Source organism: Rhizobium lusitanum (assembly GCF_014189535.1).
GTDB classification, from domain to species: Bacteria; Pseudomonadota; Alphaproteobacteria; order Rhizobiales; family Rhizobiaceae; genus Rhizobium; species Rhizobium lusitanum_C.
Map to the genome: position 1 here is coordinate 343,623 of NZ_CP050308.1, position 16,160 is coordinate 359,782.

General features: G+C 59.3%; 11 protein-coding genes and 1 pseudogene. 10 read left to right on the top strand and 2 right to left on the bottom strand.

Going from position 1 to position 16,160, the window contains the following annotated elements; translation table 11 throughout:
• Positions 1-41 precede the first annotated feature (41 nt).
• From HB780_RS15500 to HB780_RS15540, 9 genes and pseudogenes are all read left to right on the top strand, one after another.
• Positions 42-1,127: a BMP family ABC transporter substrate-binding protein gene (locus HB780_RS15500; RefSeq protein ID WP_183693235.1), complete on the top strand. Its 1,086-nt coding sequence runs from the start codon at positions 42-44 to the stop codon at positions 1,125-1,127.
• Between the two features lie 147 nt (positions 1,128-1,274).
• On the top strand, positions 1,275-2,237 hold the full coding sequence (gene ytfQ / locus HB780_RS15505; RefSeq protein WP_183693236.1) for a galactofuranose ABC transporter, galactofuranose-binding protein YtfQ: 963 nt from the start codon (positions 1,275-1,277) through the stop codon (positions 2,235-2,237).
• Positions 2,238-2,365: 128 nt separating this feature from the next.
• On the top strand, positions 2,366-3,889 hold the full coding sequence (gene ytfR, locus HB780_RS15510) for a galactofuranose ABC transporter, ATP-binding protein YtfR (RefSeq protein WP_183693238.1): 1,524 nt from the start codon (positions 2,366-2,368) through the stop codon (positions 3,887-3,889).
• A complete protein-coding gene (locus tag HB780_RS15515) occupies positions 3,886-4,914 on the top strand; it encodes an ABC transporter permease (RefSeq protein WP_183693240.1) in 1,029 nt (342 codons plus the stop codon). Before ytfR ends, HB780_RS15515 begins: the two co-directional genes overlap by 4 nt.
• Positions 4,911-5,878: pseudogene (gene yjfF / locus HB780_RS15520) on the top strand (galactofuranose ABC transporter, permease protein YjfF). Before HB780_RS15515 ends, yjfF begins: the two are co-directional and overlap by 4 nt.
• 16 nt (positions 5,879-5,894) lie before the next feature.
• A complete protein-coding gene (locus HB780_RS15525) occupies positions 5,895-6,641 on the top strand; it encodes a FadR/GntR family transcriptional regulator (RefSeq protein WP_183693242.1) in 747 nt (248 codons plus the stop codon).
• A gap of 204 nt (positions 6,642-6,845) precedes the next feature.
• Entirely contained in the window at positions 6,846-8,207 is a 1,362-nt protein-coding gene (gene glmU, locus HB780_RS15530) for a bifunctional UDP-N-acetylglucosamine diphosphorylase/glucosamine-1-phosphate N-acetyltransferase GlmU (RefSeq protein WP_183693244.1), read from the top strand.
• A gap of 117 nt (positions 8,208-8,324) precedes the next feature.
• Entirely contained in the window at positions 8,325-10,151 is a 1,827-nt protein-coding gene (gene glmS / locus HB780_RS15535) for a glutamine--fructose-6-phosphate transaminase (isomerizing) (RefSeq protein WP_183693246.1), read from the top strand.
• 177 nt (positions 10,152-10,328) lie between these two features.
• Positions 10,329-11,030, top strand: coding sequence for a DUF502 domain-containing protein (locus HB780_RS15540; protein WP_183693247.1), 702 nt, complete (start codon positions 10,329-10,331; stop codon positions 11,028-11,030).
• Between the two features lie 61 nt (positions 11,031-11,091).
• On the opposite strand, the gene HB780_RS15545 is transcribed toward HB780_RS15540, so the two are convergent.
• Positions 11,092-12,030: a YiiG family protein gene (locus HB780_RS15545; RefSeq protein ID WP_183693249.1), complete on the bottom strand. Its 939-nt coding sequence runs from the start codon at positions 12,028-12,030 to the stop codon at positions 11,092-11,094.
• A gap of 373 nt (positions 12,031-12,403) precedes the next feature.
• Between HB780_RS15545 and HB780_RS15550 the strand changes: the two genes are divergently transcribed.
• Positions 12,404-13,903, top strand: coding sequence for an esterase-like activity of phytase family protein (locus tag HB780_RS15550; RefSeq protein ID WP_183693251.1), 1,500 nt, complete (start codon positions 12,404-12,406; stop codon positions 13,901-13,903).
• 43 nt (positions 13,904-13,946) lie between these two features.
• Here HB780_RS15550 and recG read toward each other — a convergent pair whose 3' ends face one another.
• Complete coding sequence (gene recG / locus HB780_RS15555) at positions 13,947-16,052, bottom strand: ATP-dependent DNA helicase RecG (RefSeq protein WP_183693253.1); 2,106 nt, start codon at positions 16,050-16,052, stop codon at positions 13,947-13,949.
• Between the last annotated feature and the right edge of the window lie 108 nt (positions 16,053-16,160).

Sequence of the window (16,160 nt, forward strand, 5' to 3'; positions counted from 1 at the left end):
AAGACGGACTATCGGAAACCTTCCAACCAACAGGGGCTACTATGAAGAAACTAGCACTCTCACTCGCCGCCACCGCGGCCCTGATCGTCGGCATCGGCGCCGCCACCTCGGCGGAAGCCGCCGCCAAAACGAAGATCTGCTTCATCTATGTCGGCTCAAAGACCGATGGCGGCTGGACGCAGGCACATGACAAGGGTCGCCAGGAACTGCAAAAGGCATTCGGCGACAAGATCGAAACGCCGTTCCTCGAAAACGTTCCGGAAGGCCCGGATGCCGAACGCGCCATCGAGCGCTTGGCCCGCTCCGGCTGCGCCATGGTCTTCACCACGTCCTTCGGCTTCATGGATCCGACGATCGCCGTCGCGAAGAAATATCCGAAGGTGAAGTTCGAGCATGCCACCGGCTTCAAGACGGCCGACAATGTCGCGACCTACAATTCGCGTTTCTATGAAGGCCGCTACATCAGCGGTGTCATCGCCGCCAAACTGTCTAAGACCGGCACGGCCGGCTACATCGCCACCTTCCCGATCCCGGAAGTGGTGATGGGCATCAACGGCTTTGAAGCAGGCGCCAAGTCGGTCAACCCGAACTTCAAGATGAAGGTCATCTGGGTCAATACCTGGTTCGACCCGGGCAAGGAAGCCGATGCCGCCAAGGCATTGATCGACCAGGGCGTTGATATCCTGACACAGCACACCGATACGACCGCACCGATGCAGGTTGCAGAACAGCGTGGCATCAAGGCTTTCGGTCAGGCTTCCGACATGATCGCTGCCGGCCCGCACACGCAGCTGACCGCGATTGAGGACACCTGGGGCGCCTACTACATCAAGCGCGTCCACGCCTTCTTCGACGGCACCTGGAAGTCCGAGCAGAGCTTTGACGGCCTGAAGGACGGCATCCTGACGATGGCGCCCTATACCAACATGCCTGATGACGTGAAGAAGCTGGCCGAAGAGACCGAAGCCAAGATCAAGTCCGGCGAACTCGCGCCCTTTACCGGCCCGATCAACAAGCAGGACGGTACGGCTTGGCTGAAGGCAGGTGAGCGCGCCGATGATGGCACGTTGCTTGGCATGAACTTCTACATCGAAGGTATCGACGACAAGCTGCCGGCTTCGAAGTAAAAAACGGGCCAGAATCTCTAAAGTTGAAAAAGGGCGCCGTTGGGCGCCCTTTTTTGTTGCACTGCATCATCGAATGTCGATTTACAAAAGTATTACTATATGATTTTTTCTCCATGGCCTCAGGAGATGGCCCATTGGGAGGATATCATGAAATTCAAGACTGCACTGGTGAGTGCCACCATTCTTGCCGCCTGCATGTTTACGTCCGCATCGGCAAAAGATCTGGTCGTGGGCTTTTCACAAATCGGCTCGGAATCCGGCTGGCGCGCCGCGGAAACCACTCTGACCAAACTGGAAGCCAAGAAGCGCGGCATTGATCTCAAGTTTGCCGACGCGCAGCAGAAGCAGGAAAACCAGATCAAGGCGATTCGCTCCTTCATCGCCCAGGGCGTTGACGCGATTCTGCTGGCGCCGGTCGTGGAAACCGGATGGGATTCCGTTCTGAAGGAAGCAAAGGAAGCCAAGATCCCGGTCATCCTGCTGGATCGCACGATCAATGCGCCGAAGGATCTCTATCTGACCGCCGTTACCTCTGACCAGATCCACGAAGGCAAGGTCGCCGGCGATTGGCTGGTGAAGAATGTCGGCGACAAGAAGTGCAATATCGTCGAGCTTCAGGGTACCACCGGTTCCTCGCCGGCGATCGCGCGTAAGAAGGGCTTCGAAGAAGCCATCAAGGGCCATGACAACCTGAAGATCGTTCGCAGCCAGACGGGCGACTTCACCCGTGCCAAGGGCAAGGAAGTCATGGAAAGCTTCCTGAAGGCGGAGAATGGCGGCAAGGATATCTGCGCGCTCTACGCTCACAACGACGACATGGCCGTCGGCGCCATCCAGGCGATCAAGGAAGCTGGCCTGAAGCCGGGCAAGGACATCCTGACCGTTTCCATCGATTCGGTTCCGGATCTCTTCAAGGCCATGGCCGCTGGCGAAGCGAATGCCACGGTGGAATTGACGCCAAACATGGCTGGTCCCGCGTTCGATGCCCTCGACGCCTATCTGAAGACCAAGAAGGAACCGCCGAAGTGGATCCAGACCGAGTCCAAGCTGTACACGCAGGCTGACGACCCGCAGAAGGTCTACGAAGCGAAGAAAGACCTGGGCTATTGAGTTAAAAAACCGATCGCATCGGCCGGGAGACCGGTCGGTGCGCTTTTTCGGCGCGGAATTGCCGATGCGCGAAGCGAACGGCAATTCCGCGTTTTTTATACCGCTCAATCCAAGGAAATTCTTGCTCCATGGCTCACGATGTCGAGCGCCTTCTGACCGCGACTGGTTTCTGCAAATATTTTCCCGGTTCCACCGCCCTTGACCATGTCGATTTCACGCTGCGGCGGGGCGAGGTCCATGCTCTTCTCGGCGAAAACGGCGCGGGAAAATCGACACTGATCAAATGCATGACCGGCGCCTATCGCCGCGACGCTGGCAGCCTCGTCCTCGACGGCGCCGAGATCGATCCCCACGACACGCTGGCCGCGCAGAAGCTGGGTATCGGGACGGTCTATCAGGAGGTGAACCTCCTTGCGAACCTGAGCGTTGCGGAGAATCTGTTTCTCGGCCGCCAGCCGAAGCGCTTCGGGATGATCAGCACCCGCGTGATGAACGCCATGGCGAAGGATCTGTTGTCGCAATACGGTATCGATATTGATGTCAGCCGCCAGCTTGATCGTTTCTCTGTAGCAATCCAGCAGGTGATCGCGATCGCGCGCGCCGTCGATCTCTCGGGCAAGGTCCTGATTCTCGACGAGCCGACCGCGAGCCTGGATACCCAGGAAGTTGCGATGCTTTTCGGTATCATCCGGAATTTGAGGCAGCGCGGATTAGGGATTGTTTTCATTACGCATTTTCTTGAGCAGGTTTATGAGATCTGCGACCGCATAACCGTTCTTCGCAACGGCCGTCTGGTCGGCACCCGCGATGCGCAGGGCCTGTCACGCCAGACCCTGATTGCGATGATGCTGGGCCGCGAACTCGCCGAAGTCGAGGCGGGCGTGAAGGAGGCGGCCAGCGAAAGCGGGCCTGCAAAATATCATTTCACCAACTTCGGCAAGCGCGGCAAGATCAAGCCTTTCGATCTCGAAGTTCGCGTCGGCGAAGTGGTCGGGATTGCCGGCCTGCTCGGCTCCGGACGCACGGAAACCGCCGAGGTTATGTTTGGCGTGGAACGCGCCGACAGCGGCGAGGCACGGATCGATGCGCAGACGGTGAGCCTTTCGTCACCGCGCGCCGCCATCAAGAACGGTTTCGGTTTTTGCCCGGAAGACCGTAAGACGGATGGGATCATCGGTGATCTTTCCATTCGCGAAAATATCGTCATGGCGCTTCAGGCCCGTCGCGGCTGGGCGCGCCCGCTATCGCGCGGCGAGCAGAACGCGATCGCCGACCGCTACATCAAGGCACTGGATATTCGCACCACCGACCGCGAAAAGCCGATCAGGCTTTTGTCCGGCGGCAATCAGCAGAAGGCCATTCTGGCGCGCTGGCTGGCGACCAATCCGAGCTTCCTCATTCTCGATGAACCGACACGCGGTATTGATGTCGGCGCGCATGCTGAAATCATCCGGCTGATCGAGGATCTCTGCAAGCAGGGTATGTCGCTAGTGGTGATCTCCTCCGAATTGGAGGAGCTCGTAGCCTACAGCTCCCGCGTCATCGTGCTGCGCGACCGGGAGCATATTGCCGAGCTGACCGGCAGCGAAATAACCGCCAGCCATATCGTCGACGCCATTGCAACGGCGCAGAGCAAGCGGGAGGACGCATGAGTTCCCAGATCAAGGCATCCTTGTTTCGATTGATGCCGCAGCTCATTGCCTTGGCTGCCATTCTTCTTTTGAATTTCATCATGTTCCCGCATTTCTTTCATCTGGAAATGCAAAACGGCAGATTGTACGGCAGCGTCATCGATGTTCTTAATCGCGGTGCGCCGGTGGCGCTACTGGCGATCGGCATGACGCTGGTCATCGCCACCAAGGGCATAGATCTCTCGGTCGGCGCGGTGATCGCAATTTGCGGTGCCGTGGCGGCATCGACGATCGTTGGCGGAAGTTCGCTCGCCTACACGCTGGCACTGACCATCGGCGTCGGGATTGCCTGCGGATTATGGAACGGATTTCTGGTCGCGGTTCTCGGCATTCAACCGATCATCGCCACGCTGGTACTGATGGTCGCGGGCCGTGGCATCGCCCAATTGATCACCGAAGGCGTCATCCTGACCTTCAACAATGATGGGCTTATCTTCTTCGGCAGCGGATCGTTTGCCTGGCTGCCTATGCCCGTCGTCGTCTGGTTGGCGGTGGGGCTCGCGGTCATCCTGCTTGTCAGGCGCACCGCGCTCGGCATGCTGGTCGAGGCGATCGGGATCAATCGCCGTGCCAGCACATTGTCGGGCATTCAGACGCCGATACTATTGATCGCCGTCTATGCGCTCAGCGGTCTTTGCGCCTCCATCGCCGGCATCATCGTCTCTGCCGATATCAAGGGCGCGGATGCCAACAATGCCGGCCTCTGGCTCGAACTTGATGCGATCCTGGCCGTGGTTGTCGGCGGTAATTCCCTTCTTGGCGGCCGCTTCAGCATTGTCGGCTCGCTGATCGGCGCGATGATCATCCAGTCGGTCAATACCGGCATTCTGCTGTCCGGCTTTCCGCCAGAATTCAATCTGGTGATCAAGGCCGTCATCGTTATCATCATCCTGGTCATCCAGTCTCCGGCTCTCCAATCGGTCACGACGTTCTTGCGGCGTCGGCACGGCGAAGGACGGATGATCCATGAGGAGCAGGCAAAGTGAATTCGAAATATCTTCCTCTGCTCGCAACGATCGTCATTTTCATCCTCGCTTACACCGGTTGCGCGCTGCAATATCCGACCATGCTATCGACGCGGGTTGCCGGCAACCTGCTGACGGACAACGCGTTTCTCGGGATAGCCGCCGTTGGCATGACCTTTGTGATCATTTCCGGCGGTATCGACCTGTCGATCGGCTCGGTCATCGCCTTTACGGGCGTTTTCCTTGCGATCATCCTGCGCGACACCTCGATCCATCCGCTGTTCGCCTTCGCAATTGTCCTGGCGATCACGACGGCCTTTGGTGCGGGCATGGGTGCGATCATCCACTACCTCGCCATGCCGCCCTTCATCGTGACGCTGGCGGGCATGTTTCTCGCGCGCGGCATCGCTTTCGTCCTGTCGATCGACAGTATCCCGATCGAGCATGAATTCTATTCGCAGCTCAGCGATATGTATCTGTTGCTGCCGGGCGGAGGTCGCCTGACGGTGGTCGGTGGCGTGATGCTCGTCGTTTTTGCCGCTGGCATCCTGCTCGCGCATCGCACCCGCTTTGGCGCCAATGTTTATGCGCTGGGCGGCGGCGTGCAGACGGCTCAGTTGATGGGCGTTCCGGTGGCGCGCACGACGATGCAGATCTACGCCTTGTCGGGCTTTCTGGCCGGCCTATCCGGAATCGTTTTTTCGCTCTATACATCCGCCGGATATTCGCTTGCCACGGTCGGTGTCGAACTCGACGCCATCGCCGCGGTGGTTATAGGCGGAACATTGTTGACGGGGGAGCAGGGTTCGTTGGGGGGACTCTGATCGGAATTCTCATACAGGGCTTGATCCAGACCTACATCACCTTTGACGGAACACTTTCCAGCTGGTGGACGAAGATCTTGATCGGGCTGCTGCTTTTTGCGTTTATTTTGATGCAGAAGGGGCTTCTGTTGCTTTCCCGTTTCAATCGACGTTACGCCTAAGGGAAGGACAGAGCGGTTGCGCAGCAGATTGCTTGAGACACGGAAAGGCCAAGGAAAGTCACGAACGAGCCATGCTCAGGTTGTCGACGATCTCGGAAAGGCGATCGTGTCGGGCGTCTTTCCTATCGGCACCATCCTTCCGGGTGACAGCGATCTCCTGCAACGGTTCAAGGTGTCGCGCACGGTTTTGCGCGAGAGCATGAAGACACTGGCGGCGAAAGGACTGGTTGTCCCGCGTGCCAGGGTCGGTACGCGCGTCACGGAGCGGATCCACTGGAACATGTTCGACAACGAGGTGCTGACCTGGCATTTCGAAAGTGGGGTCAACGAAGAGTTCCTGCTTCACCTCTATGATATCCGCCTGGCCTTCGAGCCGTTTGCCGCCAGTCTCGTGGCGGAGCGCGCCGACCCTGAAGAGGTCGAGATGCTGCGGCGGCTGGCGCTGGCAATGGCCGCGCCGGAACATACGGCGGACAGCCTCGCGCTCGCCGACCTTCATTTTCACCTGGCGGTCACCGAAGCGTCCCACAATCCCTTCATGCGCTCGCTCGGTGGCTTGATCGAAGCCGCTTTGGTCGGCATGTTCCGCATGAGCGCACCTCCCTCCAGCAACGGCTTTGCGAATATTGCCGATACGCACATGGCGATTGTCGACGCCATCGCGGCTCACGACGGACCAACAGCGTATAAAGCGATGGAGTTCGTCATTTTCGATGGCCGCCAGCATGTGCTGGAAGCCTTCGCGGCGCTTGCTGATGCCTGAGCGCTATATCTAAATTCGCCGTAGTTCGCCATTCAACTACAGCGCCGCGCGTCACATGTGACGTGCAAAGGTCGCTGTAGCACTTCAAATCTGCTGCATAATTTAATCCTTAAATCGATTCCGATTTAAGGAATTATGCAGTAGTTGCTAAGAGGAGACGAAGCCTGCATAGGCCTCGCCGAGTCGTATCTTTCGGAGCTTGAAATGGAACGCACCTGCCTCGCCATCATCCTCGCCGCCGGTGACAGCACCCGCATGAAGTCGTCGGTCTCCAAGGTGCTGCATCCGATCGCCAGCCGTCCGATGATCGCGCATGTGATGGAAGCGATCGCCAAGACCGATATTTCCGCCGCGGCCCTCGTCGTCGGACGCAATGCGGAGGAGGTGGCTGCCGCCGCCGATATCGGCGGCATCGAGGTTGAGGCCTATGTTCAGAAGGAACGCCTGGGTACCGGCCACGCCGTATTGGCAGCGCGTGACGCAATCGCTAAGGGCTATGACGATATCATCGTTGCTTACGGCGACGTGCCGCTGCTCACCGACGCACCGCTTCGCGCTGCCCGAAAGGGACTTGCCGACGGCAACGATATCGTCGTCATCGGTTTTCACACGAAAAATCCGAATGCCTATGGCCGCTTGCTGGTGAAGGACGGCGCGCTGATCGCCATTCGCGAGGCGAAGGACGCGACGGATGCCGAACTAGCGGTGACATGGTGCAACAGCGGCCTCATGGCGATCAACGGCCGCAAGGCGCTCGATCTGCTCGATCGCATCGGCAACAGCAATGCCAAGGGCGAATACTATCTGACCGATCTCGTCGAGATCGCGCGCGCGCTTGGCGGCCGTGCGGTTGCTGTCGATGCGCCGGAAGTGGAAATGACCGGCTGCAACAACCGCGCCGAACTCGCATTCATCGAACGCCTCTGGCAGGAGCGCCGCCGTCATGAGCTGATGCTTTCCGGCGTCACCATGATCGCACCGGAAACGGTGTTTCTCGCCTATGATACGGTGATTGGCCAGGACGCGCTGATCGAGCCGAACGTCGTCTTCGGTCCCGGCGCGGTCGTTGATGGCGGCGCAGTTATCCACGCCTTCTCGCATATCGAAGGCGCTCATGTCAGCGGCGGCGCCACCGCCGGCCCGTTCGCACGATTGCGCCCCGGCGCGGATCTTGCCGACGGCTCGAAGGTCGGCAATTTCTGCGAGGTGAAGAACGCCAAGATCGGCGAGGGCGCCAAGGTCAGCCATTTGACCTATATCGGCGATGCCACGATCGGTGCCGGCAGCAACATCGGCGCGGGCACGATCACCTGCAACTATGACGGCGTTAACAAGCACGAGACCCATATCGGCGCCAACAGCTTCATCGGCTCCAACTCCTCACTGGTGGCGCCGGTACGCATCGGCGACAATGCCTATGTCGCCTCCGGCAGCGTGATCACCGATGACGTTCCAGCTGAAGCGCTTGCCTTCGGTCGTGCCCGCCAAGAGGTGAAGCCCGGCCGCGCCAAGCTTATTCGCGAAAGAGCCTTGGCGATCAAGGCAGCAAAAAAGGGCAGCCACTAAGCATTTCGCCCATGGTCGCGTAACGGTTGGAAACCGAAAGTGACCATCGCGGTAATTGTGAAAACTGTTAGAATCATTAGGACTTGCCTTCTTATTTGAGGCCAGACGGAGAGTTGTATGTGCGGCATTGTTGGGATTGTCGGAACGAAGCCTGTCGCGGGGCGATTGGTGGATGCCTTGCGGCGTCTCGAGTATCGCGGCTACGATTCGGCGGGCGTTGCGACCATTCATGACGGTGTGATGGATCGTCGCCGCGCTGAAGGAAAACTCTTCAATCTGGAGAAGCGGCTCGATGCCGAGCCGCTGCCCGGCGTAACCGGTATCGCCCACACCCGTTGGGCGACGCATGGCGTTCCGAACGAGACCAATGCCCATCCGCATTTTGTTGACGGCGTCGCTGTTGTCCACAACGGCATCATCGAGAATTTCTCCGAATTGCGGGAGGAATTGAAGGCCGAGTGCAAGGTGTTCACGACGCAGACGGATACGGAAGTCGTCGCGCATCTGCTCGCGAAATACGTCGGCGAGGGCCTCGATCCGCGCGCGGCGATGCTGAAGATGCTGAACCGCGTGACCGGTGCCTATGCGCTCGCCATCATGTTCCAGAGCGATCCCGATACGCTGATGGCGGCCCGCTCCGGTCCGCCGCTCGCCGTCGGTTTCGGCAACGGTGAGATGTTCCTCGGCTCCGATGCCATCGCGCTCTCGCCCTTCACCAACGAGATCACCTATCTCGTCGATGGTGATTGCGCGATCATCACACGCGATAACGCCACGATCCTCGATTTCAACGGCCGGGAAGTCAGCCGTCCCCGGCAGATATCGCAGGCGACCGCCTATGTGGTGGACAAGGGCAATCACCGCCACTTCATGGAGAAGGAAATCTACGAGCAGCCTGAGGTGATCTCCCACGCGCTCAGCCAGTATGTCGATTTCGTCAGCCATCGGCTGCGCCCGAATGTATCGGCGATCGATTTCAAGGGCGTATCCGGCCTTGCGATCTCGGCCTGCGGCACGGCCTATCTCGCCGGCCTGATCGGAAAATACTGGTTCGAGCGCTACGCGCGTCTGCCGGTCGAAATCGATGTCGCCTCGGAGTTTCGCTATCGCGAAATGCCGCTGTCTCCCTCGCAGGCAGCGCTGTTCATTTCGCAGTCCGGCGAAACCGCCGACACGCTGGCGTCGCTGCGTTATTGCAAGGACAACGGCCTGAAGATCGGCGCCATCGTCAACGTCAAGGAATCGACCATCGCGCGTGAATCCGATGCGGTGTTCCCGATCATGGCCGGTCCCGAGATCGGCGTTGCCTCGACCAAGGCGTTCACCTGCCAGCTTGCCGTTCTGGCGTCGCTGGCGATCGGTGCCGGCGTTGCGCGCGGTACGGTGAGCGCCGAAGATGAAAACGCCTTGGTGCGCCACCTCATCGAGATGCCGCGCATCATGGGGAGAGTGCTGAACATCATCCAGCCGCAGATGGAAAGCCTTGCCCGCGAAATCTCCAAGTTCAAGGACGTGCTCTATCTCGGTCGCGGCACTAGCTTTCCGCTCGCCATGGAAGGCGCGCTGAAGCTCAAGGAAATCTCCTATATCCACGCCGAAGGCTATGCCGCTGGCGAACTGAAGCACGGTCCGATCGCGCTGATCGACGAAAATATGCCGGTTATCGTCATTGCACCTCATGATCGCTTCTTCGACAAGACGGTTTCCAACATGCAGGAAGTGGCGGCTCGCGGTGGTCGCATCATCTTCATCACCGACGAGGCGGGGGCGGCCGCCTCGTCGTTGCCGACGATGGCAACGATCACCCTGCCGGTTGTCGATGAAATCATCGCACCGATGATCTTCTCGCTGCCGATCCAACTGCTGGCCTATCACACCGCTGTCTTCATGGGCACGGATGTTGATCAGCCGCGCAATCTCGCCAAGTCGGTGACTGTGGAGTAAGTCACGCCTCCAGTTATTTTCGTGTGATAACGTCGTCGTGAACCAGGCCCATATCGGGCCTGGAGGGGTGACTGCCGGGTTGTGCGTTCCGCCGATTTCTGGCACGATTCATCAAGGAGATGGTGGGGGAATTTGCCGGTTAGCGGTTGACGACGGAACGGAGTTTTCGAGCGGCGAATGACGGAAAAGTCCATCAAAATATCTGTGGCAGCACGGATCAGAAACAATTTCCTGGCCGGCCTGATTATCTGCGCGCCGATTGCCATCACGCTCTGGCTCACCTGGTCGGTCATCCATTGGGCTGACAGCTGGGTTCGGCCCTATATTCCGGCGCGCTACGATCCCGAAAGCTATCTGAACTTCGCCGTTCCCGGCACGGGCGTGGTGATCGCGATGATCTTCATCACCATCATCGGCTTCCTCGCCAAGAACCTGATCGGCCAGAGCATCGTTCGTTTTGGCGAATCGATCGTGCAGCGCGTGCCGCTGGTGCGAAGCATCTACAAGAGCCTGAAGCAGATCTTCGAAACCGTGCTGAAAGAGCAGGGCACGTCGTTCAAGAAAGTCGGACTGATCGAATACCCGAGCCCCGGCCTCTGGTCGATGGTGTTCATCTCGACAGACGCCAAGGGCGAAATGGCCTCAAAATTCAATGCCATGGGGCATGATATGGTGGCTGTTTTCCTGCCGCCGACCCCCGTGCCGACCGCCGGCTTCCTGATCTTCGTGCCGCGCGAAAAAATCACGCTTCTCGACATGAGCCCGGAAGACGGTGCCAAGCTTTTAATTTCCGGCGGTCTGGTCTCGCCCGAATATCGGGAGAAGCTGATTGCGCCTAAGGAAGTGCCGCCGCCTATTCCGATGAAATCATTGTCTTAATGCTAGATCGCGAGCTGGTACGGTAGCTCGCGCGCCGACCAGTTCCTGCGACGCAGCGCTTCTATCTCACGCTATTGAACATTTCGATCGCACCATTGAAACGGGTGATGATGAGTTGGTATTTGTCTGGCGTGGGATCCTGCTTTATCTGGCGGAAGTCGCCAACCATTCCGGTCAGAAAGGTATTGATACCATCAAGAAGCGGAGTATTTGGGGAGTTGCCTCCGTCCTGCTTGGCTTTTGCCAAGGCGGCGCGCTGATCTTCCAATGTCTTTTCCAGTTCGACGATCTTTGCGTCTATCTGTCCCTGTAGAGCGGGTTTGCTGGGGTCTTCCGAACTATTGAAAAGATTGACGAGTTGTCTCGCCTGGCTGAGGGCAAGCCGTGTCTGATAGACCGGCATATCCCCGCGTTCCTTGATCTTGGCAAGCTCGGCCTGTTCCCGGCGGTCGAGCTCCTTCTGCAATTGCTGATGGAATTCCTCCAATGCGGCGGCGGCAGCCTGGAAATCGGCAAGCATCAAGGGATCCTCACGCTTTCCGCGCGCCAGCCCGTCCTCCATGTAGGCCTTGCTGGTATAATAGACATCCAGGCCGGAAAGGCGGGGAACTACCTGACCAAGTGCGGAGATCAGCTTGTCGGCGGCGGTATCGAGTTCCGTGGGTGCATCGCCCTTTGCGCCGCGCACGGTCTTCAATTTATCCGCGGATCGTTCGAGCGAGCCTTTGCTGACTTCGGTAATATTGTCGGAGGTCGCGCTCTTCGAAATATTGGCGTTCTGATAGGCCTGATATTGCGCCAGCAGGCCGGAATCCCCGATGAGATCATTATAGGCCAGCACGTAGTCGTTTAATTTTGCGCTGTTCGCCAGCTTCGATGCCGTATCGGCCGAGGACTGATTGCTGGTGGCAGTGGATTTCGACTGATCGTCGCAGGCCGAAAGGCCCAGAATTGCGGTGAATGCCATCGCGAGAACAGCGACAGAAGCAGACGTCTTCATGGAGTGAAACCCTTCGCTATCTTATGGCGTTAACGGCAATTGTTGCGAGGACATCGCAAACTCGGTTCGCAGCAGGCTTAAGAAACGACCTACGCCAAATGCAGCACGGTTTCAATCTCAAGATGTCATGGTGGACGAGCGGAACCTTATGCTGGCGATCATCCGGCCCGCCGGTCGCATCAGCCGGATCGAACTGTCATGTCCCTATCATATTGGCGTTCTAGACCGGTTGCCGGAAGGGCAGGCGGGCACATCTCATGGTCGAATGTTTGCGGCTCAACGGAGCCTGATATTTTCGTTCGATGCGGTTTTCAACCGATCGGGAGATGAACGCCATTCCAGCACAAAGAGTTTTCATCAGGAGGATATTGCCGTGAGAAATTTGCGTTCAATGAGTTTGCCGCTGCTGTCGGCAGCGCTCGCCACTTTCGTTTTCACCATGCCGGTCGCAGCCTTCGCCGATAATTCCGTTGCAGTTGGCGGTGTTACCACCCTGGTTAATAAGGGCCTCGTGGCTGTCGGCCGTATCCCGGCCAACCAGCGCGACAAGTTCGGCGAAACCTTCGGCTCCGGCTCGGGCATGTCGATCGACGCCAAGAGTTGGGTTCGCAATGCCGATGGCAGCTATAAGGGGTCGCTGTGGCTGCTGCCGGATCGCGGCTATAACGTCGTCGGCACCACCGATTATCGTCCACGCCTCAACACCGTCGACGTTCAACTGACGCCGGTCGCTCCGGGCGCAACGCCGCCGGCCGGCAAGGAACAATCGGGCGTCGTTGCCAAACTCGCCGACACCATGCTGCTGACCGACAACAAGGGCGCCGACACCACCGGCCTCGATCCGTCCGATGGCAGTCGCCATCCGGAAGGTGGCATGCCCTTGCTGCCGGAAGCGCCGAACGGCAAGATCTCGCTCGACAACGAAGCCATCGTCCGTGTGCCGGATGGCACCATGTTCATCAGCGACGAATACGGCCCCTATATCTACCGCTTCTCCGCCGATGGCCGAATGATGTCCGCCACGCCGCCCCCGGCTGCATTGCTGCCGATGCGCCATGGTGCCGTGAACTTTGCGTCGAACAATCCTGGCCCCGGTGAAAAGGCTCCCGATCCCAAGGATCCAACCAGCGGCCGCCAGAACAACCAGGGCCTAGAAGGCATGTCGATGACCCCGGACGGCAAGTTTCTGATTGCTGTGTTGCAGTCGGCGACGCGTCAGGACGGTGGCGACTCCGGCTCGACCCGACAGAATACCCGCGCGCTGGTCTATGATGCCGCTGATCTGGCGCATCTGAAGCTGGTGCATGAATATGTCGTGCCGCTGCCGGTCTTCACCAACAACAAGGGTAAGACGGCTGTCGCCGCGCAGAGCGAGATCGTGGTGCTTTCGCCGACAAGTTTCCTGATGCTGGCGCGCGACAGCAACAATGGCTACGGCATGGAAGGGGAAAAGTCGCTTTACCGCAGCATCAACGTCGTCGATGTCTCCGGCGCCACCGACATTGCCGGCAGCAAATTCGATGCCGACACACCGGTTGCTCCGAAAGGTGTCCTTGATGCGTCGGTGAAGCCCGCAACGGTTAGCCAGTTGATCGACATCAACGATAGCGACAACCTTGCCCGCTTCGGCCTCCATAATGGCGCGCCGAACGATCGCAATAACCTTTCCGAGAAATGGGAGGCTATGTCGTTCGTCAGCGTTCTCGATCCGAAGCTGCCGGACGACTACTTCCTGTTCGTCGCCAATGACAACGACTTCCTGACCCAGGACGGTTTCCAGGTGGGCGCTGCCTACAAGGGTGAAGGCGGGGCCGACGTCGACACCATGTTCCAGGTGTTCCAGGTGACAATCCCCGGCCTGTCTGCCAAGTAATAGCCTTTGAAAGGGATGGACGCCGCCTGCCGCGTCCATCCGACTATCCGGCTCTCAGGAACCGGATCGCCTCGTCGCGGCGGAAGAGATAGAGCAGGGTGCGTACCGCGATGCCGCGCTCGCTGGTCAGGTCCGGATCACGGTCGATCAGATAGGCGGCGTCCTTGCGGGCGATCTCCAGAAGATCGGCATGGGCCTCGAGGCTGGCGATGCGAAAGCCGGGCGTGCCGGATTGGCGCGTGCCGAGCAATTCACCCTCACCACGCAATTTCAGATCCTCTTCGGCGATACGGAAGCCGTCCTCGGTGTCGCGCATGATTGTCAGCCGCGCATGGCCAGTTTCGCCCAGTGGACCCTTGTAGAGCAGGATGCAAGTCGAGGCTTCGTCGCCGCGTCCGACACGGCCGCGAAGCTGGTGCAACTGCGCCAAGCCAAAACGCTCGGCATGTTCGATCACCATGATCGTCGCGTCCGGCACATCGACGCCAACCTCGACAACCGTCGTGGCGACCAGCAGACGGATTTCACCGCTCTTGAAGGCCATCATCACGGCATCTTTTTCCGGCCCGCTCATGCGGCCGTGGATCAGGCCGATGCCGGGTCCAAGAGCTTGGACCAGCGTCGCATGTCGCTCCTCGACCGACATTAAATCGGATTCTTCGGATTCTTCCACAAGTGGGCAAATCCAATAGGCTTTTTTGCCTTCAGACAGTGCGCTTTTCAGCCGGGATACGATGTCGCCGGTTCGTTCGGTCGGAATAGTGATCGTCTGGATCGGCTTGCGGCCGGCCGGCTTCTCGGTGAGCTTGGAGACATCCATATCGCCGAAAGCGGCGAGGACCAGCGTGCGCGGGATCGGCGTCGCGGTCATCACCAACATATGCGGCGAGATGCCCTTTGCCGTCAGCCGCAGGCGCTGGTGGACACCGAAACGATGCTGCTCATCGACGACCGCCAGCATCAGGTTCGCATAGGTGACGCTGTCCTGGAACAGCGCATGCGTGCCGATGACGATCTGCGCCTCGCCGGAAGCGATGCGCTCGAGAATGGCGTCGCGCTCGCGGCCCTTGGTGCGGCCCGTCAGCACTTCGACGGAGAGGTTGGCGCTGGCGGCAAATTTCGCGATGGTCGCATAATGCTGCCGCGCCAGGATTTCGGTTGGCGCCATCAGCACCGCCTGACCGCCGCTTTCGATGACCGCGGCAATTGCCATCAGCGCAACAAGCGTCTTTCCAGCGCCGACGTCGCCCTGCAGCAGCCGCAGCATGCGCTCGGTGCCGGCCATATCCTTGAGGATATCGGCAATGGCTTCCGTTTGGCTGTTCGTCAGGGAGAAGGGAAGGGATTCCAATATCTTCCGGCTGATTTCTCCAGTTGCATGCACGGGCTGTCCCGCGACTTTGCGCAGCCGCTGGCGCACGAGCGCCAACGACAATTGTCCGGCTAGGAATTCGTCATAGGCAAGCCGGCGGCGGGCTGGCGTCTGCGGATCGATATCGGCGGCGTCGCGCGGCGCATGCAGCATATGGAAGCTATCGGATATCGAGGGAAAGCCCTGTTTCTGTGTCAGCGGCGTGTCGTCCCATTCCGGCAGTTGCGGCATGCGCGCCAGCGCCGCCTCAATGGTCTTGCGCAGGAATTTCAGCGCGAGCCCCGCTGTTAGCGGATAGACGGGTTCGACCAGCGGCAGGTTCTGCGCCTCGCTTTCGCGCATGATGTAGTCGGGATGCACCATCGACGGCCGGCCATTGAACCAGTCGACCTTGCCGCTGACGGTGACCGTCTCATCCATCGGCAGTTGCTTTTCCAGCCATTGCGCCTTGCCGCGAAAGAATACCAGCCCGAGTTCGCCGGTATCGTCGTGCAGGAAGACGCGGTAGGGCACGTTGCTGCGCGGGTTCGGCGGCGGCTGGTGGCGGTCGACGCGTCCGGTAATGGTGACGATCGCGCCCTGCGGCGCCCGCGCAATGCCCGGCTGCTCGCGCCGGTCGATAATGGAATGCGGCGCGTGGAAAAGCATGTCGATGACACGGCAATCGTCGATGGTTTCTCGGTCGAGCAGCTTCACCAGCAGTTCGGCAACCTTCGGCCCGACGCCGGGCAGCGAGGAAACGGAAGCAAACAGAGGGTCGAGGATGGCGGGACGCATGGCCGGCAAAATGCGACGGGGAGGGTAGTCTTGGCAAGGGCTGACGGCCACGGAGGCCTTATCGGGGGTCACACTCCCCGGAAAATTGCACGTCGGGCGCTTTTTTCC